Origin of the sequence: Streptococcus sp. 263_SSPC (assembly GCF_001071995.1) — a bacterium.
Lineage (GTDB): Bacteria > Bacillota > Bacilli > Lactobacillales > Aerococcaceae > Granulicatella.
Genome location: NZ_JVNU01000050.1, coordinates 1 through 25,370, shown reverse-complemented (window position 1 = coordinate 25,370; position 25,370 = coordinate 1). Strand labels below are relative to the sequence as shown.

Genomic DNA, 25,370 nt, shown 5'->3' with positions numbered 1-25,370 from the left:
AGAACCAAATCGGTGACTACCCTCACCGCTTCAATCTAAATAAAGGAGGAACTCTTATATGTCTAAGAATAAGAAAGCTTTAAGCAGAGAAGCTCGTGCAAAACGCAATTTTTACCGCTTAGTGTTACCTGCATTTATCATCTTTGCACTTGTTATTATCGTGCCTTTCTTCTTAGGGTTCTACTACTCATTAACTGACTGGAAGAGCGTTACACAAACTAACTTACAATTTGTGGGACTTAAAAACTTTACAGACAGTTTAGCGGACACACGTTTTCAATACTCTTTAATGATCACAGTAATCTTCGCATTATTTAACGTAATCGTGATTAACGTTGTATCATTCGGCTTAGCTCTACTTGTTTCAAGTAAAATTAAGCTTAAAGACATCTTCCGTGCTGGATTCTTTATTCCAAACTTAATCGGGGGTCTTGTACTAGGTTACATTTGGCAATTCATTTATAACTCAGTATTCCCTGCTTTAGGTCAAATGATCGGAAGCGACTTTTTAATTAATAACCTATTCCTTGGAGATGTGAAATTAGCCGTTGCTGCTTTAATTATCACTAACACATGGCAATATGCAGGTTATATCATGATGATTTACTTTGCTGCATTACAAAACGTACCTTCAAGTCTTGTAGAATCTGCTTCACTTGACGGTGCTAATGCATGGCAACGTCTACGTCACATTATCATCCCAATGGTAATGCCAGCGTTCACTGTGTCACTCTTCTTGACAATCACTAACTCATTCAAGATTTTCGATGTAAACTTCTCATTAACAGGTGGTGGACCATCACTACTATGGCATGATAAAGCGATTCAAAGTACAGAGTTCATTACAATGAATATCTACAACACTGCTTCGGGAGACAACTTAATGGCTCAAGGACAAGCTCGTGCCGTTATCTTATTCTTCATCTTAGTAGTGATCAGCTTAATCCAAACATCTATCACTAAACGAAAGGAGATTGACTTATAATGAAAAAACAAAAATTCGGAATCTTACTTCTCGAAATTTTAGGACTTCTCCTATTCTTACTTTTCTTGAGTCCAATCGTTCTTTTAGTGATTAACTCTGCGAAAAGTTCTGCTGATATCTTAGCTGACCCTCTTGCATTACCTGCAAGCTTCGGACAACTTTGGACAAACATTGTTACAATTTGGAAAAACCCATCGATTAACTATCCTTCATCATTCTTAGCATCAACAATTATTACTGTGATTTCATTATTTACAATCACTTTATTCTCTGCTCTTGCTGCATGGGGATTAGTTCGTTACCGTTCTAAATCTTCATTAGTGATTTTCTTCATCTTCGTTGCTTCAATGGTAATTCCTTTCCAAGTTGTAATGTATCCATTAGTAACTTGGTTCAAAATCATGAGTGACGCAATTACAATGCCAATCTTCGGATTCAGCTTATTACGTTCTTACCCAGGGATTATCCTAGCGTACACTGGTTTTGGTATGTCACTTTCAGTGTTCATGTTCCACGGATTCATTAAAGGGGTTCCTTTAGAAATCGAAGAAGCTGCTGAATTAGACGGATGTAACAAAATGCAAACATTCTTCTACGTAGTTCTTCCAATCTTAAAACCAATCTACGTTACAATCTTAATCTTGAACGGAATTTGGATTTGGAACGACTTCCTATTACCACTTCTATTACTCGGTAAAGGAAATGCGATTCAAACATTACCAATCGCGGTTTCAAACTTCGCCGGTTCATTTACAAAACAATGGGATATGATCTTAACTTCAACATTACTCATTATGTTACCAGTTATTATCCTATTCATTCTCGCACAAAAACATATCATGAAAGGTATGGTTGACGGAGCGATTAAATCTTAGAACCATTTTGGCACTGGATATGGATTTTTGTAAGTTCGTATCCAGTGTTTTCTTTTAGAAATCATTTATTACAAGAAAGGAGGAATACAGATGGCATCCACCATTAAAGACGTAGCCAAGCTTGCAGGGGTTTCCCCTTCAACAGTGACGCGCGTGTTGCAAGATAAATCAAGCATCAGCGACGCAACTAAAAAGAAAGTGCGTCAGGCGATGGAATCCTTAAACTATCATCCAAACGTCAATGCACGTAGCTTAGCAAGTAATAAAACGAATGTCATTGGTGTAGTTCTTCCATTAGACTCTGATGCGTTTTATCAAAACTCCTTCTTCCCGGAAGTCATTCGAGGGATTGCGCAAATTGCAGCGGACCATCAGTACTCAATCCAATTATGCACAGGACAAGATAACCATCAGCGTTTAGCTATTCTAAAGGATACGATTTTAGGACGACGCGTGGACGGTCTAATCTTCCTATACGGGGAATTAGAAGACCCTCTTGTGAACTTTGCGATTGAACAAGAATTCCCAGCGGTGATTATCGGTAAGACACTTTCCCCTCTGATTTCATTTGTCGATAATAACAATGAAAAAGCGGGACTTGATGCTACTGAATACATCATCAATAAAGGCGCCAAATCGATTGCTTTTATCGGTGGTCGTGACCAACTTTTCGTATCCAGAGAACGTCTCGAGGGTTATATCAAAGCCTTAAAAGAATACGAACTTACCGTTAACGAGAAACTCATTGCTCAAGTAGATGAATTTACGATTGAGCGTGGTTACGAGACGATTAAAGAGCTTCTAGAAGCCGGAACGATTGATGGACTCGTGACAGCCGACTCCCTCTTTGCAGAAGGAGCCGCGCGTTATTTGAATGAGAAGCACATTCAGATGCCGATTATTACATTCGACTCTGTACGCCCTTCTGTTCAAATCGATGCTTATGTAGACGTGCATACGCTCGAATTAGGACGTTCCGCATTTAAAATCTTACGCAATGTGATTAAATCGAATAATAGCAAGAATATGATGTGTTACCGTCAAATCGTTTCACACTCGATTAAAGAACTATAATTCAAATAAAAGAAGGCACAAGACTCCACGATTGGATCTTGTGCCCTTTTTGTATGTTTCTTCCTGTCGCAATATAGTTTATATGCTATATCGTTTAACCACTACAAAGTTTCACAGCAACAAAAAACTCCCAAGAACGAATGCCTGGGAGTTCTCAATTGGCTTAAAATTAACGACGTAATCCTAAACGGTTGATTAGTTCACGGTAACGTTGAACATCTTTGTTACGTAAGTATGCTAACAAGTTACGACGGTGACCAACTTTTTTCATTAATCCACGGTTTGAGTGGAAGTCTTTTTTATGAACACGGATGTGATCATTTAAGTGGTTGATTTCGTATGTTAATACAGCGATTTGTACTTCTGGTGAACCAGTGTCTCCTTCGTGTAACGCATACTCTTTGATGATTTCGTTTTTCTTTTCTTTAGAAATAGCCATTTCTAAACACCTCTTTCTTTTAATTTATGCCTTGTACTGAGTAAAGCGTTGGTGATTCGCAAAACTCTGTAAAAGGTCTGTGCTTTAAGCACTTAATTAATGTACCTTATTTTGAGTAAAAATGCAAGTGTTCTTACTGCACTTGTTTATTCTCTACACGGTCAAAGTAAACGTAATTTGATTTTAATGGTTGATCTCCCATTAACTCAGTGACCGTCACTAATTCATACCCTTCCGCTTGTAAATATTCAATAACAGCTGGAAGAGCTTCAACAGACTCTTCATGAATATCGTGCATTAATAAAATTCCGCCATTATGAGCCGTTTCTTTAACGCGCTCGATTGTTTTCGCAGCATCTCTATATTTCCAGTCTAGGGAATCAATTGACCAGTTTACAATCGCGATACCAGCTTGTTCTGATACCATCTTATTAAACCCACCATACGGCGGACGTAAACTCATTGGTCGCAAACCTCCGCTTGCTTTCGCGATTAAATCAGAAGTCGTATGAACTTCTTTATACACTTCATCAGCTGATTTCTTCGTCAATAACGGATGGCTGTAGCTGTGGTCTCCAAGTTCATGGCCTTCTGCTACAACTTGTTGCACGAGAGCTTCATTGCCCTCTACGTGGCTTCCTACGATATAGAACGTTGCATGAGCGTTATATTTCTTCAAGATTTCTAACACTTTTGGTGTTGTTTCTGCACGTGGGCCATCGTCAAAGGATAGTGCAATTCTCTTCTTCCCTAGTTTATCTTTTACAGTCGCTAGGTACGCTTCGTAATTATCTTTTTCCGTTTCAGGAATCATGTTTTCGTTCATGAATGCAAATAACTCAGTAAATGGTACTGACCATTCTGCATCTTGGTCATTAGCGTCTTTATATTTTACACGGATACCATTTTGGATAATCGAAGCATCTAACTTCTTCCAGTTTCCGTCCATAAATTGCGCAGTAACTTTAGCAGTTTGCTCATCTGTTAACCCATTGGCTTTAGACTCATCAAGTGCCTTCTTTACAAAGAAGTTAGACACTGCTAGTTCATTGCTGAATAATTTTGCAATCTCAAACGGCTGTAATGTATCCGCAAATACTAATTGATGTGAGAGCTCTTTAAACTCTAATTGTTCAAAACCACTGTCTTTTTGTTGATAAACAGACACATAGTAGTGAATATCGTTCACGTTTGAGATGATTTTTGTTTGATACGCCTTGAAGAAGATAAGTGTCTTCTTAGTAGCGCCTGCATACTTTTCAAGAACTTCTTGTTTCAATGCGTCCATTTGAGTCGCAATGGCCTCAATCGGATTTCCAGAATCATCTGTTGGAATTAACTCCTGCACTTCTACTTTGCCTTGAGTGTCATCTTTAACGGTTAAATTCTCGTTGTATTTCTTGGCATCCTCTTGTTCCACTTGAATAATGCGCTTGTATTCTTCTTCATTGAACTGGTTTGCCATAATGCTATGAATCGTTAATAATTCGAAAACCAAAATAAGAAAAGTTAAAATCCCAATAACCCAGAAAATCGTTTTATTCATTTTTTTCTTAGGTCTTTTCTTTTTAGGCTTTTTCCCACCAAAGAGTTCTTTTTCTTCCAGCTCCTCCAGAGTTTCCTCGTCTACAACTTCTGTTTCTTCGAAGTCTTCTGGAGCTTGAGTATATTTATTTTCCTTTTTTGAGTGTTCATTTTTGCCACTTTTGGATCTTCGTTGAATGACCTTCTCCATACTCCTATACCCCTTAATCGAATACTATTTTTGCTTCTTTTGGCACTCTGGGCACACTCCATACACTTCCATACGATGCCCTCTTACTTTAAATCCTGTTAGCTGTTCTGCAGCTTTTTCAACGTCTTCGAGTACTGGGTAATAAAGGTCCACCACTTTCCCACACACGTCGCATACGGCGTGATAATGTTGTCCTAAATCAAAGTCATAGCGACTCGCGCTATCCCCATACGTCAATTCTTTTACGACGCCTTCTTTAATAAATAGATTTAAATTATTATATACAGTTGCCACACTGACTTGTGGATCATCTTTTGTCAACGCCTTGAAGATTTCTTCAGCCGTTGGATGCGTGTGTACACTTGCTAAAAACTCAAGCATTGCAACACGTTGAGGAGTAATTCTGACTCCTTTTTTACGAAGTTGACCAACAACTTCCTTTAATTCATCTTTATGCATACTATTACCTGATTTCTATGTACTTAGTTTTATATGGTCACTAATTATTTTCTCAAATTTCCGGGTAAAATGCAAGTGTTTGAGTTAACGAATTTGTAATATTGTAACATTTTTGTAACAAAAGAAGACCCGCCCCTATCGAGACGAGTCTGTTTCCCAGATTTTATTTTTTGAGAAGTTTGTTATATTGCATTCCTTCGCGAAGAGCACTGGTATTTGTACCCAACGCTTCAGCAATCGTATAGGCAAATTCAAATGTTGCAGCTGGTCCACATCCCGTAATGAGTTTTCCATCTGTTTCCACAAGCTTTCCTGTATACGTTCCTTGATTGATGTCTTTTTCTACTCCAGGGTAGCAAGTAAACTTCTTGTCCTTTAGTAGACCTGCACGATGTAACGCAATTGGCGCTGCACAAATCGCAGCGATGATTTTTCCTTTTTTAAAATACTCTTTTAGTTTCTTAATAAGGAATTCATCGTCTCTTAAATGAGTTGCTCCTGGAAGCCCCCCTGGAAGCACGAGTGCATCGATATCTGCCCAGTAAAATGTATCAAGGACATCATCCATTTTTACCGGAATATGATGACTTCCAGTGATGACTTCACTTCCAAGCCCTACTGTATGCACCGTATGATCGGCTCTTCTTAAAATATCAACCGTTGCAAGGCCTTCGATTTCTTCAAATCCTTGCGCGAAAAATACAACGACATTTGCCATTCTTTTGGCCTCCTCTTATTTTTTGAATAAGCCCATAACTCCACGTGTAATTACGCGGCCAACTTCACGACCCACACTTGACATAACGTTCTTAGTGAAGCGGTCCATTGCTGAATCTCCGCGTTTTGTAGCGGCTTGACGCGCTTGACGTTCCAATTCTTTTTGTTCACGTTCGCGTTCTTTTTCTTCTAATTTTGCTTGTCTTTCAGCTTCTTTTTGTGCAAGAGCTTCTTGTTTTTCAGCCTCTTTACGCTCTAATTCTGCTTGTTTTTCTGCTTCTTTTTGCGCTAATTCTGCTTCTTGCTCTTGTTTGAATTGTTCATCTAAAGCAGCTAATTGTTCATGAGCAGATTCACGGTCAAACATTTCTGCGTATTTATCGTAGAATGCTGATTGGTTGATAAGTTGTTGACGAACAAGCGGATCGCCTGCTTCTAATTTACTCTTAGGAGGGTAAATCGAAACTACTTCTGCAAAGCTTGGAGAACCATCTTCTTGAAGTGTTGAAACAACTGCATCCCCTACTTTAAGATTTGTAATCACCGTTACTAAATCTTGTCCATCTTCTTGACGGAACGTTTCTGCCACTGCTTTTACGTTCTTTTGTTCAGCTGGAGTGAATGCGCGTAATCCGTGTTGCACGCGGTTCCCTAATTGGCTCGCGATGGCATTTGGAATATCAGTTGGATTTTGTGTTACAAAGAAAATACTAATTCCTTTAGAACGGATAAGACGAACGATTAATTCGATTTTCTCTTGAACCGCCGCATTGCTTTGTCCAAATAATACGTGAGCTTCATCGAAGAAGAAGACTAATTTTGGTTTATCTAAGTCCCCAACTTCTGGTAAGTTTTCGTATAATTCTGATAAGAACCATAATAAGAATGTTGCGTATAATTTTGGTGTTTGGAATAATTTTTCAGACGCTAAAATATTGATAACTCCGCGACCATTTTGATCTTGTTTGAATAAATCATTGATTTCAAATGCGGGTTCGCCGAAGAATTTGTCTCCACCTTGTTGTTCTAATACTAGTAAGCTACGTAAAATAGAACCGATTGATTGTTGTGCGATATTACCGTATAAGTTACGTAATTCCCCAGCGTGTGCGCCTACGTAATTTAACATTGCACGTAAGTCTTTAATGTCGATTAATAATAATCCTTGGTCGTCGGCTACTTTAAACGCAATGTTTAAAATACCTTCTTGAGTTTCGTTTAAACCTAATAATTGAGCTAATAAAATTGGTCCCATTTCTGAGATTGTAGTACGGATGTTAATTCCGTTTTCCCCAAAGACATCCCAGAAAGCAACAGGATATGAGCTTGGTTCGAAGTCTTCTACATGAACTTTTGCCAAACGTTCTGCAATTTTCTCAGTTACTTCGCCTTTTTCAGCAAGGCTTGCTAAGTCCCCTTTAATATCTGATAAGAATACAGGAACTCCTGCTTCACTTAATTGCTCCGCTAATACTTTTAACGTTACAGTTTTACCTGTACCTGTGGCCCCTGCAATGACACCGTGACGGTTTAGTTTATTCGCCATAAATTGAGCTGGTTTTGAACCATATCCGAAAGAAATAGTTTGAGTCATAAAACTCCTCCTTTTATTTTTACACTTCTACAATATTACAGAAAGCGCTAAAATGCTACTAAAATGAAAGGAAAAATCTAGATTATTTGACTTGTTTTGATATTCAAAGTATATTTATTTAGAATAGAAATATAATTCAAAGGAGAACCCATTATGAAATGGAAAATTATTGCAGATTCAGGTTGTGATTTACGCAAAATCGAGAATCTTGCTCCAGATACACAGTACATTAACGTACCGCTAACAGTTCAAGTAGGTGACAAACACTATACAGATGATGCCTCTTTAGATATCGATGCTATGATGATTGAAATGTATCAAACAAAAGACCAAACAGCTTCAGCTTGCCCTAGCCCAGATGCATTCCTTGAAGCTTACAAAGATGCAGAAAATGTCATCGTCATTACGATTACGGGTGGCTTATCAGGAAGCCAAAACAGTGCGCAACTCGCAAAAAACATGCTTTTAGAAGAAGCACCTGAAACAAATATCGAAGTGTTCGATAGTCTTTCAGCCAGCGGTGAAATGGTTCTTTTCGTACAAAAAGCCAATGAACTCATCGCACAAGGCCTCTCTTTTGAAGAAGTCGTATCTGCGTTAAAAGATTATTTAGCAAGTACAAAACTATTATTCGCACTAGCTCGTGTCGATAACTTAGTGAAAAATGGTCGTTTAAATAAATTAGTCGGTGCTGTCATTGGAATGCTTAATATCCGCTTAGTCGGTAACGCATCTCCAGAAGGAACCTTAAACCTTCTTCACAAAGCAAAAGGTCAAAAGAAAGCTGTTCAAGCAGTTTGGGCTGAAATGAAGAAAAATGGCTATAAAGGTGGCCGCGTGGTCATTAGCCACTGCAGTAACCCAGAAATCTGCGGCTTAATTCAAGCAGCCGTTCATAGCGAATTCCCAGAGGCGGATGTATCAAGCATCCATACAAGCGGTGTCTGCAGCTACTATGCGGAACAAGGCGGAATCTTAATGGGATACGAAGCTTAATTAAAAAAATACGAAAAGCCTCTCTAATCACTTGGATTAGAGAGGCTTTTGTTGTTTTGATTAGAATAATGCTTTTAATTCGACTTCTGGATGTTTATCTTTGAACCAGTTTAATGCAAATTGGTTTTCGAATAAGAAGACTGGTTGGTCAAATCTATCGCGACATAATAAGTTACGGCTTGATGACATATTTGGATCCAGTTGTTCTTCGTCAATCCAACGAGCAATCTTACTTCCAATTGGAGTCATAACTACCTCTGCATTATATTCATTTAACAAGCGGTATTGAAACACTTCGAATTGAAGTTGACCAACGGCACCAAGGATATATTCTCCTGTATGGTACGTCTTGTACAATTGGATGGCTCCTTCTTGTACTAACTGCTCGATTCCTTTATGGAATGATTTTTGTTTCATCACGTTTTTCGCAGAAACTTTATTAAAGAGTTCAGGCGTAAATTGTGGTAGTGGTTCGAACTGAACAGCGTTCTTCCCTGAGTAAATCGTATCTCCGATTTGGAAGTTCCCTGTATCGTAAAGTCCGATGATATCCCCTGCAACGGCAGCTTTCACCGTTTCACGGCTATCGGCCATAAACTGTGTTGTATGTGATAATTTCATTTTCTTTTGCGAACGGTTCACAGTAATATCCATCCCTGGAGTAAATTCTCCTGAACAGATACGTACAAATGCGATACGGTCGCGATGCGCTGGGTTCATGTTTGCTTGAATCTTGAAGATGAATCCTGTGAATTGTTCTTGTAGTGGGTCAATGAGTTCTCCTGATTCAGTTTTCTTAGCAGATGGACTTGGCGCAAAGTCAACGAATGCATCTAAGAATGTTTGAACCCCGAATCCTGTTAAGGCTGAACCGAAGAATACAGGCGTTAATTTACCAGCCGCAATCTTCTCTTCATCAAACGCATTTCCTGCTTCTAATAAGAGTTGTGCGTCCTCGATAGCTTGGCTATAAAGCGTAGATTGTTTGAACGCATAATCGCCGTCCACTTCGCCATCTTCGTTCAATGGTAAGAAGTCATTATCCTCGTTTTCTTCTGGATGCATCAATTCTACACGTTTGTTGTAAATATCATATAATCCAAGGAATGTTTTCCCCATCCCCATTGGCCAGTTCATTGGATACGCGTCAATGCCTAATACTTCTTCAAGTTCCGCGATTAATTCTAATGGTTCACGTCCATCACGGTCTAATTTGTTAATGAATGTAAAGATTGGGATTCCACGCATACTACAAACTTCGAATAATTTCTTCGTTTGCGGCTCAATCCCTTTAGCACTGTCGATGACCATCACGGCACTATCCACGGCCATTAATGTACGGTACGTATCTTCTGAGAAGTCCTCGTGCCCTGGTGTGTCCACGATATTAATATGGTTTCCATCGTATTCCACTTGCATTACTGAACTCGTAACAGAAATCCCACGTTGCTTCTCGATTTCCATCCAGTCAGATTTTGCAAACTTCCCTGTTTTCTTCCCTTTTACGGTACCGGCTTGACGAATCGCACCCCCGTATAAGAGTAATTGTTCTGTAATCGTTGTTTTCCCAGCATCCGGGTGGGAAATAATCGCAAAGGTCTTGCGAGATTGAACTTCTTCTTTTAAGTGTGACATGAGTATCTCCTTCGTGTTTATTCTCAAGTATTATAGCTGATTTTCACAATTTTTAAAAGTTTAAAAACACCCTCTAGAAGGATTTGAGAAAGTGCGGTATACTTATAGACAGTAAAATGTCTTTCAGGAGGTCGCTCAATGTCGAAAGAATTACCCATCATTTATATTAGCTTAACAGGAAATACACATAACTTTGTCACACGTTTAAGAGATCAATTACGCTTTATGGAGCCCTCTTTAAACGTGACACTAACGAATGTGAAAGACCTTGTCAAAGGCCAAGAAGACTACTTCAAAGTAGGCAAACCATTCGTTACGTTTCTTCCAACTTACTTAGAGGGTGGAAATGGCGTGGATAACGGAGACGTTGAAGTCTTAACGAATCCACTCGGTGATTTCTTAGCCTATGAACATAATTACGCACATTGTTTTGGTGTCATTGGCAGCGGAAATCGTAACTTTAATAAGCAATTTTGCCTCACCGCCCGTCAATATTCTGAGCGCTTTGGCTTTCCAGTGCTCGATGAATTTGAGCTACGTGGAAGTAACCGCGATGTGGAGCGCATTGCCGCAATGCTTCTTGAAAAAATCTAAACACATAAATAGGCCCGTAGATCCATTCTACGAGCCTTTCTTTTTATTTAAAATAGATTTTGCATTTTTCACTAAATCCAACTAACGCTTCAATGGTTGCTGGTTCCATCGCGGTATGCCCTGCAGCTTGCGCAAAGACGAGTTCTGCGCCATCGACTGCTTGAGCGAGTTCAAACGCAGCACTCGGTAAGCAATCCACATCATAACGACCATGTACGATATGCATTGGAATCCCCTTGAAGGCCTCTGCACGATTCAAGATGTAATTATCGTCTTCCACAAAGCAATGATGGTAGAAGAAATGACATTCCATTCGCGCAATTGTCAGTGCTCCGCGAATCCCCGCTTCATCCCAGACAATCGGATCATACGGAATCAACTTCACGAGCCCATGTTCCCACTCTGCCCACGCACGCGCAGCTTCTAAGCAAATCGATTCATCTTCTGACGTCAAGCGTTTGTAGTACGCGTTGACTAACTCTCCTTGTTCCTCAACTGGAATCGGCGCTTTAAACTTCTCGAAGTTCTCTGGATAAAAATGTGATGCTCCATCTTGGTATAACCAATCCACATCGCTTTGACGACCAAGGAAAATCCCACGAAGCATTAATCCTACGACGCGTTCACGATGTGTAATCGTGTAATGTAAGGCTAGCGTTGTCCCCCAGCTACCACCAAAGACAAGCCATTTTTCAATCCCTAGTGCTGTACGAATTTTCTCCATATCAGCCACTAAATCATGCGTCGTATTTTCTTCAAGAGACGCAAACGGCGTACTTTTTCCGCATCCACGTTGGTCGAATTGGATGATGCGATAAAATTCTGGATCAAAGAATTGACGATTCGCAGGAGAGGATGCCCCTCCTGGTCCGCCGTGTAAGACGACAACAGGAAGACCTAGAGGATTTCCTGACTCTTCTACATATATCGTATGCAAGTCGCTCACTGGAATCATGTGTTCCTTGTAGATTTCGATTTCTGGATATAATTCTGTTCTCATTTCTTGGCTCCTTTAATCACTTCTTGTACTCTCTTTTGAAATTCAGGTAAGACTTCTTTTTCAAACCACGGATTTTTTGCCATCCATCTGCGGTTTAAGGGCGATGGATGTACGAGTGGAAACATTTTTGGTAAGTACTCTTTATACGCCTTCACCGTTTCCGTTAAATTTTTCTTCTTCGTATCTTTTAAATAATAATCTTGCGCATATTTTCCAACTAAAACAATCAGTTCAATATCCGGCATTAAGGCTAGCGTTTCTTCGTGCCATTTCTCAGCAAAACCCTTGCGTGGTGGAAGGTCGCCAGATTTGCCTTTTCCTGGATAATAATAATCCATCGGAACAACCGCAAATAAATCGGATTGATAGAAGAAATCACGAGTTACTCCCATCCAGCTTCTTAAGTTATCGCCACTTTGGTCATTCCAAAATAAGCGACTCTCTTGCGCTTTAATTCCAGGCGCTTGCCCTACAATCAGAATCTTTGCTTTACGTGGTGCAGAAAATAAAGGCGCTATGCCTTCTTTTGTATACTCTGCATTTTGAGGATCAGCCTCAATTTTTTTGATTAATTCCTCTAATTTCGTCATGTTCATTCCACCCTTCTCACTAAGCATACTCCGATAGTGCAACTTGTGCAAATGCTTGACGACTTTATGCAAAAAAACACCTAACCTCACATGTGAGATTAGGTGCTTCCACTATTTTATTTTAAGCGCGGTGTTTTCAAAGTACGAGGGAGTGTTTTGCTTGAAAGCACTCGTGGTAATGTATGTGATTTTTCTTTTGATGCTGGACGGTATGAAACCGGTCTTGTAGCACGGGTATCAACATACATTTCTCTTGAAGTATTTGAACGACTTGAAGCCGATTGTAGCGCTTGTTTTGTTGCTTGTTTTTTCGCTTGTGAGCGAAGTTTTGGATCTGAAACTTTATTTCGCGGACGATATACACGTTGCGGTACAGCTTCTGTAGCGACTACTGGAGTGCTTGTGCCTTGTGCTCTAGTTGCAGGAGCATTAGCGGCAACTCTTTGAGCAGAACGCGTATTTCCAGTTCGAGCTCTCCGATTATTCTTGCGCGCCTTATTTTGTTTTCCTTTAATTCCAAAGAACACTACAAGAATAATGACGATATAGAATACTCCTTTACCGACACCTTCCCCAATTTTGTCCGTATCCAGTTGATCAAAGAAGTTATCAATCTTATCAAAGATATCTTTGCTTTCAGAGCCTTTTGCGTTCCCTTTCGAGTCACTCGAGTTTGAACTCTTTTCGTTTGAGTTCGAAGCTTGCTCAGCCGTAGTAGTTTCCCCTTTTTCTTTGGCATTTGCTAAGTCTTCTAGAAATTTTGTTCGATTCTCGTCAGTAGCTGTGTATTGAAGCACTTTCGTCACTTTTCCATCTTCAATAGGGATTTGTTGATAATCGATAACATTGTGGTCTATAGCGGTCTCAACAAATGTTAGTAACCAGAGGCTATTATCCGTATCTCGATATACGGAAAGTCGAATCCCACCCTTCCCTGTTGGAAGGTTTTTGATTTGAACTGGAACTTTAACCTCAGAATATTGAGGGTTATTATAAGTCAACTTAATGGTAACTGTCTGATTATAATCTTCCCCATCCACAAAGTCGATTTTTTCATTATAGGAACCTAATATCTTCATCTTTGTGATGTCTTTTAGTTGTGTTTCAGCATTGACTGTTGAAACACGTGCAAAGGTTCCTACTAACAATAATGTGGCAATCAGTACCGCAAGCCATTTCAACCCAAAGAAAGATTTGTTAGCTTGTTGTTTCATGATTATTTACCTGCTTCGTCCCAAACTTTACGTCCTGATGCTAATGAAGCAATGTTTTCAGCGATTTTTGCGTTGTTTTGACCATCCATTAATACAACTGTATTGTTTGGACCTTCAGCAAGAGCTTTTTTAGCGTCGATTGCTAAGTATTCTAACGCAGCAGCATTTAAGTTAGATTCGTTTAATGCATTGTTGATAGCTGTTAATTGAGCAACAGTTGCTTGAGTGTCAATTGCGATTTTTTCAGCATGTGCACGAGCATCTGCTAATAATTTGTTGTTTTGAGTTCTTGTATCCATTTCAACTGTTTTTTGACGAGCGTCAGCAGCGATTAACGCAGCATCACGTTCACGGTCAGCAGTGATTTGTTTGTTCATCGCTTCAACGATGCTTTGTGGAGGAATTACTTCACCGATGTTTACACGGTCGATTGTAACCCCATAAGAGTCTGTTTTACCGAATACACGTTGGTTTAAATCAGTGTTGATTTTGTTAGTACCACCAAGGATTTCAGCCATTGTCATTGTACCAATAATGTCACGTAATTCGTTTTGGATATCTAAAAGTAATAATCCTTCTGGGTTTGTGTTTCCATATAAGTATTCTTCAAGATTATCAACGTGGTATTTAGCTGAAGCGTCAATTGTTAAGTTAACGTTGTCTTTTGTGATGATTTCTTGAGGATCTAAGTCTAATGAACGTTGACGCATATCCACAACGTAAGCAATGTTACGAATGATTGGTGTTACAAAGTGTAACCCTGGTCCTAATTCTCCAACATAACGTCCGAATGATTGAACAGCTGCTTTGTGTCCTTGTTGAACGATACGAATTGATTTGAAAGCAATAATTAATAAGATTAATACTACGGCGATAATTAAGATTGTTACTGGCATTTTAAATTTCCTTCTTTCTAAATAGTTACATATACTAATTTTTCTGGATTGATTTCCTCAATCACTTTTACATATACCAACCCATCCTCGTAGTCAATGACTTCAAGTGGTTGTCCTTCTTCGACTGACATAACATCCAAGATTTTGTATGGGTAGTTCCGTCCTCGGTAATTAAACGTTCCGAAGACTTGTTCGGAGAACGCCTTAAACTGTCCATGCAATAATGTTTTAATCGCGTCAGGCCAGTTTTCAACTTTTTTCTGATGACTTTCTACTTCATTTTCGATGATCGACCGAAAATAAGTTGATACGTCTGTTGAGATAATCTTCAAAAACGCTTCTTTCAAAGAAGGCTCAATCGTAAAGTTAATCCGTTCAGTCTTATTTTCGTTCGACCATGGTTGTTTTCTCATACCCATTCTCCTTTCTTTATATCTCTTATGACCATATTATAACACGTTCTGAATATAATACAAGTGTAATATCTCGTAAAATGTAAAATTTCACCTAAAGTGCATTTTTGCTCGAAAACATTGATATAACAAGGATTATTTTATATGAAAATATCCAAAATTCTGGGCAGATAATATTAAGAAAATATAAAATTAAAAAAATATATTATAATTTACACTCTTCGCATATTAAACTCTCCTTGTTATTTATCTGTAAATTTCTACTAAAAAAGCCAAGAAACCTGATATAACCGGTGTTTCTTGACTATTAGCAGCATCTATCCGACGCTACCTTCCATTAAAAATAAATATTTTATAGTAATTTACAGCACTTAACAAACGCTAGCTTATAGCTTTTTATAGTTTAACTTATTGATTGTAATTAGCTATAAAGTATCCTATTGATGGTCAACTTTCCACCCTCACGGTAAGGATGAAAAATACATTTAAATTGATTTTTTTCATTATTAAAACTTCAAGGACAGTCAAAAAGCAGGAGTTACTCCTGCTTTTGAAGTTTTTCGGCATATTCTGTTAGTACACTACCTGTTTTTATAGTTAAATTTTCTATTTTACGCTCACCTCTTACTAATCTGCCTAAAATAGATAAATTAACCCTTGTATCTTTATTTATTCTATATTGAGTTACATTATTTAATAACCATTCAATCTGTTTTGTATCTACTTTCATCTTTAGCTCCTATCTCATATCATTTTCTAACCGCTCATCTATTATTTTTTCTAAAAACAAGAATTTGTTAGTTTTAATAAATAACATCAGCATTATACCATTGGATATCATCTTCATTTAATGGAACTCCTGTTTTTATAGAATCTTCTAATTGCTTAATAGCTTCTTCTACTTCTTCTGGATGTTGTTCTATGTTTACAGGGTTAAAGAAAATAGCATTTTCTAAAGAAATGTTGAATTGTTTTTCATATCGTTCCAAAAGCGTATCTGAAAAATATTTCAAACGATCATACACTTTATTATCCATAAATCTATCCTTTCATTCAAACTCCTTTCAAACACTTTACCTTTCAATTCTATTCTTAATTTCTACTTTTTTGAAATTTTTCGGCATATTCAGTTAGTGCACTACCTGTTTTTATAGTTAAATTTTCTATTTTACAACACAGATACTCATCAAATTTTATGTGAGTCCTCTAGTATTATAAAATCATCTTTAGGATAAAGATAATCTTCTCCTGATTTATCTATTATTCTATACCATCCATCTTCCTCGGACAATACTTCATATACTCTTCCATGTTCAAGAGTATGAGACTCTGTAGGACCTAAATATACTACTTTCATTTTATTCCCCCTCCCTAGTAGTACACGGTATATTCCGTTAATATACAACCTCTTTTGGTTAATTTATCTATCTTACGTTCTTCTTTTATTTAACTATTAAAGGATTAGTTATTCCTCAACTATTTCAAAATAGTCTTTAGAATATAAATAATCTTCATTTGATTTGTCAACAATCCTGTAAAAATCGTTTTCGATAGATATTACTTCATAAATTTCGTCTTGTTCTAATCCATAGGATGTTGACTCGCCTTTATATTTAACTTTCATTCACACCACCTCTTAAATTTAAATTCTACTTTTTTATTGATGAAATAATAGTTTATATGATAAATTTAATTAAAAGAAAAGTTGGTTTGGCACCAAAAGGATTTTTATCCGGCGCCTAAGCTAACTTTTCTTTTTTTATACATTTACAACCGAGTTTCCTCTTTTTATAACGGATATATTTGTAGCTCTATACCTTTTAAATCCCTTTACTATTCCCACTTATATCCTTCGAATGAATTTCCCACGAGAATATGTACAATACTGCCTGGGAGGTCGGCAAAGGGTCGGGATCGGGTCCGCTCCCACTTTATGTATGGAGCTTGTTGCTGTTCCTGTTTCTGGTTAGAACCGTTATTTAATAATAAAAAAATATTTTTCTGTTTTATAGATGTATCTATGTTGCCTCTCTTCCTCCTGTACCTATTATATTTTATCAAAGTTCCATATTACTCTTTTCGTTCGCCTTAAAGATGTTTAATTGAATAAATATAAATTTGAGTCCATATCTAGAATCCACCTTCCCAGTAATAATGAAAAAAACACCTAACTACTTCTTAGATGCTTAATTTTTACGGTATTCAAGATTTCTTTTCTTTAATTCTTTCAAAAATACGTTTGTTTCTTCCCTAGATGTTAAATCAATATTTATTCTAATTTCCAACAATTGTTCATCAGACATTTTTGAGAAATCCAACATTTCAACATCTGGGATTCCTTTTATTAGGGACATAGCATTTCCTCCAATACTTCAGAACTTTGTTATTTCTTCCTTATAGCTTCTTATCTATATTTTTTACCGATTTCAAGAGCTCTTTTTCTAAATTCTTCGGGCGTGATTTCATTATTTAGCCACGAATGTCGAAGCTTTTCCATCTCTTTTTTGAATTCTGGGCGTTTGGCTAAATATTCCTTATATCCTTTAGCTGCTCGTTTTTCCCGTTTTACATATTCTTCGTCAAGCATAAACATATTCCTCGATATTTAAACTAATCCAAGTTTTTTCATACGATACTCTGCATAAAAATCTTTTTCTTCTGGGGTCATGATATTAAATGGATACAAGTCATCATTATCATCTTCTGTCCATTCTTTTTTCTCATCTTTTTTATCTTTTTCATCGAAATACGTATCTAAATCAAAACCAAGTCTATTGCAAATTTTTTCATAAGTTAATGACAATTATAACACCTCCATAAATATCCCTAAACGACCGACATCATCTATAAATTCTTTAACATTATTGTACTTTTTATTGTTATATTTATCAATATGATTATCATATCTACTTAAAAATCAAAAAAACTATATAGAACAATCTATATAGTTTTGCCAACACATATATTAAATGCTTAGTTTCTTTAGTTCATCTTCAAAACGGTTAACCTTTACGTGATGGTAGAAAGATGTGTTTCCAAAATTCTCAACCGCTTCCCTTAAACTGAAATATCCTTTTTCAGTTAAGAGGTCATAATCAAAAACTTCTTGAATTATATCTTATTCTTATTAAACCAAAAAAGCACTTAGCTTTCGCTAGGTGCTGGAGTTTGTTTATTTTCTTCTTTGATTTTTTCTTTTTTGATTTTCTCTTCCTTGCATTTTTCAGAAAGCTCTTTGAACAACTCTTTTGGTTCTCGTTTATTGTCATCGTTTAACACAAAATATTCCAAATTCCACACCTACCTTACTTTAGATTTTACACCATAATTATACAAAACTTTACTGATTCTTCAAAATGTTTATGCTTCACTAAACAAGAACATATACCTCGATTTTTATTTATCATTGAACTACTACAATCATATAATTACTAAAGATTATATTCAATAGAATTATGAATATAAATAGCCAAAAAACCTTATAAAACAGTGTTTCTTGGCTATTTGCATCTTTAACCTACGCTCCCTTCCATCTCGTACGCGATTAAACGGTTTAGTTCAACAGCGTATTCCATTGGAAGTTCTTTTGTAAATGGTTCAACGAATCCCATAACGATCATCTCCGTTGCTTCTGACTCGCTAATTCCGCGACTCATCAAGTAGAACAACTGCTCTTCTGAGATTTTTGACACTTTCGCTTCATGCTCGAGTGCTACTTTGTCATTATGAATTTCGTTAAATGGAATCGTGTCTGATTTCGACTTATCATCCATAATAATCGTGTCACATTCGATATGAGAAATTGAATAATCTGATTTCTTCCCAAATGTTACTTGACCACGGTAGTTCACCGCTCCACCATCTTTAGCAATCGATTTTGAAACGATTGAACTTGAGGTGTGTGGCGCGTTATGAATCATCTTCGCACCTGTATCTTGGTGTTGACCTTCTCCGGCAAATGCGATGGATAACATTGTACCTTTTGCGTATGGTCCTTCTAGATAGACTGAAGGATATTTCATCGTTGTCTTCGCTCCAAGGTTTCCATCAATCCATTCAACGGTTCCGTGAGCAGCAGCTTTGGCACGTTTCGTTACTAAGTTATACACGTTATCCGACCAGTTTTGAATCGTTGTATAACGGCAGTAGCCACCCTCTTCAACGAAGATTTCTACAATCGCTGCATGCAAGCTGTTTGAAGAGTACGTTGGCGCTGTACATCCTTCTACATAGTGTACACTGGCTCCTTCGTCTACGATGATAAGCGTACGTTCGAATTGTCCCATGTTTTGGTCGTTGATACGGAAGTACGTTTGAAGCGGCACATCACATTTCACGCCTTTTGGTACATAGATGAACGTTCCACCTGACCATACTGCTGAGTTTAACGCAGCTAATTTATTGTCTGTTGGTGGTACTAATTTTGCAAAATACTTTTTGAATAGTTCAGGATATTCTTTTAACGCTGAGTCTGTATCTGTAAAGATGATTCCGAGTTTATCGAACTCTTCTTTCATATTATGGTAAACCACTTCAGACTCGAATTGCGCAGAAGCTCCGGCTAAATACGCACGCTCTGCTTCTGGAATTCCGATTTTCTCGAAAGTATCTTTAATCTTCTCAGGAACATCATCCCAAGAACGCGCTGGCTTATCGCTGGCACGTTTGAAGTACGTAATCGCATCAAAATCAATATCTGATAGATCCGCACCCCATGTTTGCATTGGCATATTTTCGAATGCCTTCAATGATTTTAATCGGAAATCAAGCATCCATTGTGGCTCGTTTTTCACTTGTGAAATCGTACGAACGACTTCCTCGCTTAATCCCATTCCTGTTTCATAAACAGGTGTTACATCCTCATGAAAGCCATATTTGTAATCAGCTAATTCAGGAACTCCACTCATTTTGTCACCACTTTCTTATGCTTTCTCATTTTCTACGGCACGTTCTAATGCTTTCCACGCAAGAGTGGCGCATTTAATACGCGCTGGGAATTTTTGAACACCGGCCAGTAACGCCGCATCCCCTAAAGGTTCTTCATCCACGGTTTCACCCTGCACTAGACTTGAGAAATCTTCTGCTAGAGCGACCGCTTCGTCAACCGTCTTTCCAATAATCGCATCACTCATCATGCTGGCACTCGCCATACTAATCGTACAGCCGTGTCCGTCAAAGTGAACATCTTCGATCACGCCGTTGTCATTTACAACGAGCTGCAACTGCAACACATCTCCACACGTTGGATTATTAAATTCAATCGTTGGAATGCTCGCATCATCTACCAATCCTTTATGGTGCGGATGAGACGAATGATCCAGAATCACCTGACGATAAAGCTGATCTAATTTAGATAAGGCCATATTGGAAAAACTCCTTTACTTTTTCTAATGCTTCTAAAAACTGTTCTGCTTCTTGAAGCGTGTTATAAATATAAAAACTTGCACGGCATGTTGCTGGTACATCGAGCCATCGCATCAAAGGTTGCGCGCAATGATGTCCTGCACGAACCGCAAATCCTTCCATATCGAGCGCTGTTGCAATGTCGTGTGGATGGATGCCATCAATCGTAAAACTAATAACTCCAGAATGCTGTGCTGGGTCACTTGGCCCGTAGACTGTCACACCTTCCATCTCTTGCATCTTCGGTAAAAGATATGCAACAATTTCTTGTTCATGCTGATGGATATTCTCCATGCCGATTTCTTCTAAATAATCAATGGCAGCGGCCAATCCAATGGCTCCTGCAATATTTGGAGTACCTGCTTCGAATTTCCACGGTAATTCATTCCATGTACTCTCCTGGTCATACACAAAATCAATCATTTCTCCGCCGAATTCGACTGGATTCATCTCTTGAAGAAGAGCTTCTTTTCCATATAATACGCCAATTCCTGTTGGAGCCAGCATCTTATGTCCGCTAAAAGCATAGAAGTCACAGTCTAACGCTTGGACGTCCACCTTTTGATGCGGCGCTGCTTGAGCACCATCCACAACAAGGACGCCTCCTACTGCGTGCACCATTTCGGCTACGCGTTTCACATCCGTTACCGTTCCAAGAACGTTTGAGGCGTGGTTAATCGATACGATTTTTGCCTTCTCAGTCAAAGATTTTCCTGATGCTTCGAGGTCTAATTCGCCTTCTTTCGTTAATGAAAAATAACGTAAGACGGCTCCTGTTTGTTTGGCTACTTGTTGCCAAGGCACCACGTTTGAATGGTGTTCGGCATGGCTAATCCAAATTTCGTCCCCTTTTTGCAAGCGTCCTGGAGCAAATCCTTGTGCCACCCAGTTTAAGCTGGTTGTCGTTCCACGTGTAAAGAGCACTTCTTTTGTGCTGGCTGCATGGATAAATTTCGCCACTTTAGCTCGAGCCGCTTCGTATAAGTCTGTTGCTTCTTGTGCTAATGTATGTACCCCACGATGAATATTAGCATTGTGGGTCGCGTAAAATTTCTCAACGGCTTCTACGACTGGAAGTGGCTTTTGAGTTGTCGCAGCATTGTCTAAATAGACAAGCACTTCATCGTTAACTTCACGCTTTAAAATCGGAAAGTCTTCTCGAATCGTTTTACTAATCATAGCTAGCAACCAACTTTTGTTCAATCATATCTACAAGTTCTTTTTGAAGAGTGCTTGAAGGAATTGAACGAATTACGGCTCCTAAGAATCCTCGAATCACAAGTCGTTTTGCCTCTGCTTCTGAGATTCCACGGCTAGTTAAGTAGAATAATTGTTCATCATCCACTTGCCCCACGCTCGCTGCGTGTCCAGCCGTTACTTCATTTTCATCGATTAATAGAATTGGGTTCGCGTCTCCACGTCCGCCTTCTGAAAGCATCAATACACGACTTTCTTGTTGCGCGTCTGCGAATTTCGCACCTTTAATAATATGTCCAATTCCGTTAAACGTTAAGGTTGATTTATCTAAAATAACACCGTGTTGCAAGATATGGCCTACTGAATGTGGCGCATAGTTTGTCACACGTGTATCGATTCCTTGTACTTGGCGTCCTGTTGAAATACCGATAACGTTCACTTGAGAATGAGAACCGTCTCCGCGTAATTCAGAGTCAAAGTCTGCAATCACATTTCCGTCATTCATAATGCCAAGTGCCCAGTTAATCGTTGCATCTTTTTCAAGGTAGCCACGACGGTTCACATATGCATCTGTTGATTGACCTAAAGTATCCACAGCCGCAAATTGAACTTTCGCACCTTGTTTCGCGATGACTTCTACAACGATATTAGCTGTATTCTTTTTGTCACCAACACTTTCAAAGCGTTCTACATATGAGACTGAGCTGTTTTCGTCTGCCACGATTAACACGTGTTTCACGAATGCTTCGTCCACTAAATTATTTTGAACAAAATGAGATTCAATAATATCTTTTACGTCTACATTTTTTGGAATATAAATAAATACCCCTGAGTTGACCATCGCAGCGTGATAAGCCGTTAAACTATCTTCATCAACTGGCACTGCTTTTGTCATATAGTAAGGTTTCACGAGCTCTGGATATTGTTCCAGGGCATCGAATAAATCCATCACGAGAACGTCCTTCAATGCTGTTTCAACATTCATTTCTTCCCAGTAAGATACCGCACCGAGTTGTACAATTTTCGCACTTCCGGCTGCTGTTGGAATCACTTTTGGAAGTTCTTCAATCATTGAAGTCCCTTCACCGATTGCTGATTGGAATAAGTTCCAACGGTGGAATTTCACCCGTTCGATAAAAGGTAATTCTAGCGTTTTAGCCAGTTCTAACCCTTTTAATCGTGTTTGTAGAAACCACTCTGGTTCATTCTTTGTAAGAGAGAATGCGGTGATTTCTTCTGGTGTTATGGTTAATTTTGTCTCTGCCACAATCTCACTCCTACTCTTGATGTTCAATCTTGATTCCTAATTCTTCACTGATTCCTTTGTATCCTTCAGCTTCTAAGCGACGAGCAAGAGAAGCATCTCCTGTCATCACGACACGTCCGTCCATCATAATATGCACCACATCTGGTTCAATGTAGTTTAAAAGACGTTGGTAGTGCGTAATAATTAATGATCCGAAGTTATCTCCACGCATTGCGTTTACTCCACGAGAAACAACTTTTAGTGCGTCGATATCTAATCCTGAGTCGATTTCATCTAGAATCGCGAATGTAGGTTCAATCATTAATAATTGAAGAATCTCGTTACGTTTTTTCTCCCCGCCTGAGAAGCCTTCGTTTAAGTAACGTTCTGCCATTTCTTCTGGCATATCTAATAAAGCCATTTTTTCATCTAACTTCTTGATGAACTCACGAACTCCCATTTTGTCGCCTTCCTCACGACGAGCGTTGATAGCTGAACGCATAAATTCTGCGTTTGTCACCCCAACGATTTCACTTGGATATTGCATCGCTAAAAATAGACCTGCACGAGCTCGTTCGTCTACTTCCATTTCTAAGACGTTTTCGCCGTCTAATAGGATTTCTCCTTCTGTTACTTCATAGCTTGGGTGACCCATAATCGCTGCAGAAAGTGTTGATTTCCCAGTTCCGTTTGGTCCCATCACTGCATGAATTTCTCCAGTGTTAATCGTCAAATTAACGCCCTTCAAAATTTCTTTGTCTTCGATCGATACATGTAGATTTTTAATCTCTAAAGTTGCCACGATTCATTCTCCTTTATAATCATTCTATTCTGTTATATTTTATCCTAATTGAGAACGATTCGCAAATAGCCGCGCTTTGAAATCGTGTAATAATGCTTTTCATTTTCATGAAAATGAGGTATGATGGAACATATTTTTAAAAGAAAGGCTGATGCACATGCAAACTTATCCACTTATTGGTATTGCAGGAAATCATCGCCAAGATAACACGGAAGAAGATCGCTACATTTTATCGTATGCACCAAATGGTTTTGTTCGTGGTCTTGAAAAGGCAAAAGCGATTCCTGTCATCATTCCCATCAGTAACCCAGAATTTGCAAAAGAATTCATCTCTCGGGTTGATGGACTTCTACTAGCGGGTGGACAAGACGTTTCTCCATTATTATATGGCGAAGAACCACATCTTAATTTGGCACGTACTTATCCTGCTCGTGATGCGTTTGAAATTGAGCTCATTAAAGAAGCTTATAGACAACACAAACCAATCTTTGCAGTGTGTCGCGGATTACAAATTCTAAACGTCGCTCTTGGCGGAACACTCTACCAAGACATCGAATCACAATATGAAAATATTTCTGTGAAACATACACAAAAAACAATGCCAAGCCAACCAACGCATACGGTTCAAATCGCAAGTGGTAGCGAGCTTTCTCGTGTACTAGGAACAACCACTCCTGTGAACTCTTATCACCATCAAGCGGTTAAACAATTAGCTGCAGATTTTGTTCCTGTTGCTTGGAGTACGGATGGTATCATCGAAGCGTTCGAGTCTAAATCTAAAGACCAAAGCGTGGTTGCCGTTCAATGGCATCCTGAACTCTTAATTGAAGATAGCAATGTGATGCAAGGGTTATTTGATAACTTTGTAGAACGCGTGAATCGCTCAATACAAAATGCATAATAAAAAAACGGTTCTATAATTTTTAGGGTTGATGGAAATTTTCCATCAACCCTATTTTAGTGTATACAAAAAGGCCAACATCCATTATATTAAAAGCGCCTAAACCTAATACAAAAGGATGATGACCATATGAACAATATACTAGAAGCTACGCTACAAATCAAAGATAAAAACATTATCTGGGATAATACAGTTCAAGAGAAGATATTTAAAAAGAGAAAATCTTTATTTTATTCAGCTACATATACGCATAAACCAGAATTTTGTACCGTTTGTGGATGTGTTAGCCAAAATAATAATATCGTCAAAAATGGCACGAAAACTTCTCGTATCACTCTCTGTTCTGTTTCAGGCCTACCGGCCTACTTAAATCTACGCAAGCAGAGATTTCTCTGTAAAGAATGCGGCTCTTCATTTACCGCAGACACTAGTAGAATCGTAGAAAAACATTGTCATATTTCGAAACGTTTAAAAAATGAAATTAAGGCAAAAATAAGTGAAACAGTATCTGAAACATATATTGCAAAAGAAACAAATGTTTCAGTTCATACTGTAAGACGTATCATAGATGATACAGCACGATTATTGACCATTAAACCATTACA

Annotated in this window: 31 protein-coding genes; 7 read left to right on the top strand and 24 right to left on the bottom strand. The window is 38.3% G+C overall.

Features of this window, described 5'->3' with window-relative positions; all coding sequences use genetic code 11:
- Positions 1 to 58: 58 nt before the first annotated feature.
- The 3 genes from ADH02_RS07545 (at position 59) to ADH02_RS07535 (ending at position 2,934) form a co-directional block, all read left to right on the top strand.
- A complete protein-coding gene (locus tag ADH02_RS07545) occupies positions 59 to 985 on the top strand; it encodes a carbohydrate ABC transporter permease (RefSeq protein ID WP_048783863.1) in 927 nt (308 codons plus the stop codon).
- Positions 985 to 1,860, top strand: a complete 876-nt coding sequence (locus ADH02_RS07540; protein ID WP_048783861.1) for a carbohydrate ABC transporter permease — start codon at positions 985 to 987, stop codon at positions 1,858 to 1,860. The genes ADH02_RS07545 and ADH02_RS07540 overlap by 1 nt, the downstream gene beginning before the upstream one ends.
- A gap of 90 nt (positions 1,861 to 1,950) precedes the next feature.
- Positions 1,951 to 2,934: a LacI family DNA-binding transcriptional regulator gene (locus ADH02_RS07535; protein ID WP_048783859.1), complete on the top strand. Its 984-nt coding sequence runs from the start codon at positions 1,951 to 1,953 to the stop codon at positions 2,932 to 2,934.
- Between the two features lie 169 nt (positions 2,935 to 3,103).
- Here the strand turns inward: ADH02_RS07535 and rpsO are convergent, their stop codons facing one another.
- From rpsO to ADH02_RS07510, 5 genes are all read right to left on the bottom strand, one after another.
- Positions 3,104 to 3,373, bottom strand: coding sequence for a 30S ribosomal protein S15 (gene rpsO, locus ADH02_RS07530; RefSeq protein WP_005606669.1), 270 nt, complete (start codon positions 3,371 to 3,373; stop codon positions 3,104 to 3,106).
- A gap of 133 nt (positions 3,374 to 3,506) precedes the next feature.
- On the bottom strand, positions 3,507 to 5,108 hold the full coding sequence (locus ADH02_RS07525) for a polysaccharide deacetylase family protein (protein ID WP_048783857.1): 1,602 nt from the start codon (positions 5,106 to 5,108) through the stop codon (positions 3,507 to 3,509).
- Between the two features lie 24 nt (positions 5,109 to 5,132).
- Positions 5,133 to 5,567 carry a Fur family transcriptional regulator gene (locus ADH02_RS07520; protein WP_048783855.1) on the bottom strand — a complete coding sequence of 145 codons (435 nt, stop codon included), beginning with the start codon at positions 5,565 to 5,567 and terminating at the stop codon, positions 5,133 to 5,135.
- Positions 5,568 to 5,730: 163 nt separating this feature from the next.
- Positions 5,731 to 6,285, bottom strand: a complete 555-nt coding sequence (locus ADH02_RS07515; RefSeq protein ID WP_048783852.1) for a DJ-1 family glyoxalase III — start codon at positions 6,283 to 6,285, stop codon at positions 5,731 to 5,733.
- Between the two features lie 15 nt (positions 6,286 to 6,300).
- Positions 6,301 to 7,878 (bottom strand): helicase HerA-like domain-containing protein, encoded by a 1,578-nt coding sequence (locus ADH02_RS07510; RefSeq protein WP_048783850.1) that lies wholly within the window; start codon positions 7,876 to 7,878, stop codon positions 6,301 to 6,303.
- 153 nt (positions 7,879 to 8,031) lie between these two features.
- Here ADH02_RS07510 and ADH02_RS07505 point away from each other — a divergent pair, with 153 nt between their 5' ends.
- Complete coding sequence (locus tag ADH02_RS07505; protein ID WP_048783849.1) at positions 8,032 to 8,874, top strand: DegV family protein; 843 nt, start codon at positions 8,032 to 8,034, stop codon at positions 8,872 to 8,874.
- Positions 8,875 to 8,934: 60 nt separating this feature from the next.
- Here the strand turns inward: ADH02_RS07505 and ADH02_RS07500 are convergent, their stop codons facing one another.
- A complete protein-coding gene (locus ADH02_RS07500; protein WP_048783847.1) occupies positions 8,935 to 10,509 on the bottom strand; it encodes a peptide chain release factor 3 in 1,575 nt (524 codons plus the stop codon).
- 138 nt (positions 10,510 to 10,647) lie between these two features.
- Here ADH02_RS07500 and nrdI point away from each other — a divergent pair, with 138 nt between their 5' ends.
- Complete coding sequence (gene nrdI / locus ADH02_RS07495) at positions 10,648 to 11,103, top strand: class Ib ribonucleoside-diphosphate reductase assembly flavoprotein NrdI (protein WP_048783841.1); 456 nt, start codon at positions 10,648 to 10,650, stop codon at positions 11,101 to 11,103.
- A gap of 43 nt (positions 11,104 to 11,146) precedes the next feature.
- Here the strand turns inward: nrdI and pip are convergent, their stop codons facing one another.
- The 18 genes from pip to sufC all read right to left on the bottom strand — a co-directional run bounded on the left by pip (position 11,147) and on the right by sufC (position 23,864).
- Positions 11,147 to 12,103, bottom strand: coding sequence for a prolyl aminopeptidase (pip, locus tag ADH02_RS07490; RefSeq protein ID WP_048783840.1), 957 nt, complete (start codon positions 12,101 to 12,103; stop codon positions 11,147 to 11,149).
- Entirely contained in the window at positions 12,100 to 12,693 is a 594-nt protein-coding gene (locus tag ADH02_RS07485; RefSeq protein WP_048783894.1) for a uracil-DNA glycosylase family protein, read from the bottom strand. The genes pip and ADH02_RS07485 overlap by 4 nt, the downstream gene beginning before the upstream one ends.
- Positions 12,694 to 12,809: 116 nt before the next feature.
- Entirely contained in the window at positions 12,810 to 13,907 is a 1,098-nt protein-coding gene (locus tag ADH02_RS07480) for a hypothetical protein (protein ID WP_048783839.1), read from the bottom strand.
- A 2-nt stretch (positions 13,908 to 13,909) separates the two neighbouring features.
- Positions 13,910 to 14,803: an SPFH domain-containing protein gene (locus tag ADH02_RS07475; RefSeq protein ID WP_048783836.1), complete on the bottom strand. Its 894-nt coding sequence runs from the start codon at positions 14,801 to 14,803 to the stop codon at positions 13,910 to 13,912.
- Positions 14,804 to 14,820: 17 nt separating this feature from the next.
- Positions 14,821 to 15,216: a hypothetical protein gene (locus tag ADH02_RS07470; RefSeq protein ID WP_048783834.1), complete on the bottom strand. Its 396-nt coding sequence runs from the start codon at positions 15,214 to 15,216 to the stop codon at positions 14,821 to 14,823.
- A gap of 538 nt (positions 15,217 to 15,754) precedes the next feature.
- Positions 15,755 to 15,946, bottom strand: a complete 192-nt coding sequence (locus tag ADH02_RS07465) for a DNA-binding protein (RefSeq protein WP_048783832.1) — start codon at positions 15,944 to 15,946, stop codon at positions 15,755 to 15,757.
- Between the two features lie 73 nt (positions 15,947 to 16,019).
- The gene (locus tag ADH02_RS07460) at positions 16,020 to 16,253 is read right to left on the bottom strand and encodes a hypothetical protein (RefSeq protein WP_048783830.1); all 234 of its coding nucleotides are present in this window, start codon (positions 16,251 to 16,253) and stop codon (positions 16,020 to 16,022) included.
- A gap of 149 nt (positions 16,254 to 16,402) precedes the next feature.
- The gene (locus tag ADH02_RS09605) at positions 16,403 to 16,573 is read right to left on the bottom strand and encodes a hypothetical protein (protein WP_192831711.1); all 171 of its coding nucleotides are present in this window, start codon (positions 16,571 to 16,573) and stop codon (positions 16,403 to 16,405) included.
- 108 nt (positions 16,574 to 16,681) lie between these two features.
- Positions 16,682 to 16,840 (bottom strand): hypothetical protein, encoded by a 159-nt coding sequence (locus ADH02_RS09600; protein WP_192831710.1) that lies wholly within the window; start codon positions 16,838 to 16,840, stop codon positions 16,682 to 16,684.
- Between the two features lie 562 nt (positions 16,841 to 17,402).
- Positions 17,403 to 17,570, bottom strand: a complete 168-nt coding sequence (locus ADH02_RS09560) for a hypothetical protein (RefSeq protein WP_160312873.1) — start codon at positions 17,568 to 17,570, stop codon at positions 17,403 to 17,405.
- A 50-nt stretch (positions 17,571 to 17,620) separates the two neighbouring features.
- Positions 17,621 to 17,803, bottom strand: a complete 183-nt coding sequence (locus ADH02_RS07455; protein ID WP_048783828.1) for a hypothetical protein — start codon at positions 17,801 to 17,803, stop codon at positions 17,621 to 17,623.
- An 18-nt stretch (positions 17,804 to 17,821) separates the two neighbouring features.
- Entirely contained in the window at positions 17,822 to 18,019 is a 198-nt protein-coding gene (locus tag ADH02_RS07450; RefSeq protein WP_048783826.1) for a hypothetical protein, read from the bottom strand.
- A 341-nt stretch (positions 18,020 to 18,360) separates the two neighbouring features.
- Positions 18,361 to 18,507 (bottom strand): hypothetical protein, encoded by a 147-nt coding sequence (locus ADH02_RS09555; RefSeq protein ID WP_160312872.1) that lies wholly within the window; start codon positions 18,505 to 18,507, stop codon positions 18,361 to 18,363.
- 221 nt (positions 18,508 to 18,728) lie between these two features.
- Entirely contained in the window at positions 18,729 to 20,123 is a 1,395-nt protein-coding gene (gene sufB / locus ADH02_RS07445) for a Fe-S cluster assembly protein SufB (RefSeq protein ID WP_048783824.1), read from the bottom strand.
- A gap of 15 nt (positions 20,124 to 20,138) precedes the next feature.
- Complete coding sequence (gene sufU, locus ADH02_RS07440) at positions 20,139 to 20,579, bottom strand: Fe-S cluster assembly sulfur transfer protein SufU (RefSeq protein ID WP_048783822.1); 441 nt, start codon at positions 20,577 to 20,579, stop codon at positions 20,139 to 20,141.
- Positions 20,566 to 21,798: a cysteine desulfurase gene (locus tag ADH02_RS07435; protein WP_048783820.1), complete on the bottom strand. Its 1,233-nt coding sequence runs from the start codon at positions 21,796 to 21,798 to the stop codon at positions 20,566 to 20,568. The genes sufU and ADH02_RS07435 overlap by 14 nt, the downstream gene beginning before the upstream one ends.
- Positions 21,791 to 23,083, bottom strand: a complete 1,293-nt coding sequence (gene sufD, locus ADH02_RS07430) for a Fe-S cluster assembly protein SufD (RefSeq protein WP_048783818.1) — start codon at positions 23,081 to 23,083, stop codon at positions 21,791 to 21,793. Before sufD ends, ADH02_RS07435 begins: the two co-directional genes overlap by 8 nt.
- Before the next feature lie 10 nt (positions 23,084 to 23,093).
- Positions 23,094 to 23,864: a Fe-S cluster assembly ATPase SufC gene (gene sufC / locus ADH02_RS07425; protein WP_048783816.1), complete on the bottom strand. Its 771-nt coding sequence runs from the start codon at positions 23,862 to 23,864 to the stop codon at positions 23,094 to 23,096.
- Positions 23,865 to 24,021: 157 nt separating this feature from the next.
- Between sufC and ADH02_RS07420 the strand changes: the two genes are divergently transcribed.
- Both ADH02_RS07420 and ADH02_RS07415 read left to right on the top strand, forming a co-directional pair.
- Positions 24,022 to 24,765 (top strand): gamma-glutamyl-gamma-aminobutyrate hydrolase family protein, encoded by a 744-nt coding sequence (locus ADH02_RS07420; protein ID WP_048783892.1) that lies wholly within the window; start codon positions 24,022 to 24,024, stop codon positions 24,763 to 24,765.
- Between the two features lie 129 nt (positions 24,766 to 24,894).
- Positions 24,895 to 25,370 (top strand): ISL3 family transposase (locus ADH02_RS07415; RefSeq protein WP_048781743.1); only part of this gene is annotated, 476 nt, incomplete at its 3' end.

Excerpts from the sequence above, each read along its gene's own strand:
- ADH02_RS07545 (WP_048783863.1), top strand. The coding sequence starts at position 59 with ATGTCTAAGAATAAGAAAGCTTTAAGCAGAGAAGCTCGTGCAAAACGC.
- rpsO (WP_005606669.1), bottom strand. The coding sequence starts at position 3,373 with ATGGCTATTTCTAAAGAAAAGAAAAACGAAATCATCAAAGAGTATGCG.
- ADH02_RS09560 (WP_160312873.1), bottom strand. The coding sequence starts at position 17,570 with ATGTCCCTAATAAAAGGAATCCCAGATGTTGAAATGTTGGATTTCTCA.
- ADH02_RS09600 (WP_192831710.1), bottom strand. The coding sequence starts at position 16,840 with ATGAAAGTTAAATATAAAGGCGAGTCAACATCCTATGGATTAGAACAA.
- ADH02_RS07465 (WP_048783832.1), bottom strand. The coding sequence starts at position 15,946 with ATGAAAGTAGATACAAAACAGATTGAATGGTTATTAAATAATGTAACT.
- ADH02_RS09605 (WP_192831711.1), bottom strand. The coding sequence starts at position 16,573 with ATGAAAGTAGTATATTTAGGTCCTACAGAGTCTCATACTCTTGAACAT.
- ADH02_RS07420 (WP_048783892.1), top strand. The coding sequence starts at position 24,022 with ATGCAAACTTATCCACTTATTGGTATTGCAGGAAATCATCGCCAAGAT.
- ADH02_RS07455 (WP_048783828.1), bottom strand. The coding sequence starts at position 17,803 with ATGCTTGACGAAGAATATGTAAAACGGGAAAAACGAGCAGCTAAAGGA.
- ADH02_RS07475 (WP_048783836.1), bottom strand. The coding sequence starts at position 14,803 with ATGCCAGTAACAATCTTAATTATCGCCGTAGTATTAATCTTATTAATT.
- nrdI (WP_048783841.1), top strand. The coding sequence starts at position 10,648 with ATGTCGAAAGAATTACCCATCATTTATATTAGCTTAACAGGAAATACA.
- ADH02_RS07520 (WP_048783855.1), bottom strand. The coding sequence starts at position 5,567 with ATGCATAAAGATGAATTAAAGGAAGTTGTTGGTCAACTTCGTAAAAAA.
- ADH02_RS07505 (WP_048783849.1), top strand. The coding sequence starts at position 8,032 with ATGAAATGGAAAATTATTGCAGATTCAGGTTGTGATTTACGCAAAATC.
- ADH02_RS07540 (WP_048783861.1), top strand. The coding sequence starts at position 985 with ATGAAAAAACAAAAATTCGGAATCTTACTTCTCGAAATTTTAGGACTT.
- ADH02_RS07515 (WP_048783852.1), bottom strand. The coding sequence starts at position 6,285 with ATGGCAAATGTCGTTGTATTTTTCGCGCAAGGATTTGAAGAAATCGAA.
- ADH02_RS07485 (WP_048783894.1), bottom strand. The coding sequence starts at position 12,693 with ATGACGAAATTAGAGGAATTAATCAAAAAAATTGAGGCTGATCCTCAA.
- ADH02_RS07480 (WP_048783839.1), bottom strand. The coding sequence starts at position 13,907 with ATGAAACAACAAGCTAACAAATCTTTCTTTGGGTTGAAATGGCTTGCG.
- ADH02_RS07435 (WP_048783820.1), bottom strand. The coding sequence starts at position 21,798 with ATGATTAGTAAAACGATTCGAGAAGACTTTCCGATTTTAAAGCGTGAA.
- ADH02_RS07500 (WP_048783847.1), bottom strand. The coding sequence starts at position 10,509 with ATGTCACACTTAAAAGAAGAAGTTCAATCTCGCAAGACCTTTGCGATT.
- sufB (WP_048783824.1), bottom strand. The coding sequence starts at position 20,123 with ATGAGTGGAGTTCCTGAATTAGCTGATTACAAATATGGCTTTCATGAG.
- pip (WP_048783840.1), bottom strand. The coding sequence starts at position 12,103 with ATGAGAACAGAATTATATCCAGAAATCGAAATCTACAAGGAACACATG.
- ADH02_RS07525 (WP_048783857.1), bottom strand. The coding sequence starts at position 5,108 with ATGGAGAAGGTCATTCAACGAAGATCCAAAAGTGGCAAAAATGAACAC.
- sufU (WP_048783822.1), bottom strand. The coding sequence starts at position 20,579 with ATGGCCTTATCTAAATTAGATCAGCTTTATCGTCAGGTGATTCTGGAT.
- ADH02_RS07510 (WP_048783850.1), bottom strand. The coding sequence starts at position 7,878 with ATGACTCAAACTATTTCTTTCGGATATGGTTCAAAACCAGCTCAATTT.
- ADH02_RS07460 (WP_048783830.1), bottom strand. The coding sequence starts at position 16,253 with ATGGATAATAAAGTGTATGATCGTTTGAAATATTTTTCAGATACGCTT.
- ADH02_RS07535 (WP_048783859.1), top strand. The coding sequence starts at position 1,951 with ATGGCATCCACCATTAAAGACGTAGCCAAGCTTGCAGGGGTTTCCCCT.
- ADH02_RS07470 (WP_048783834.1), bottom strand. The coding sequence starts at position 15,216 with ATGAGAAAACAACCATGGTCGAACGAAAATAAGACTGAACGGATTAAC.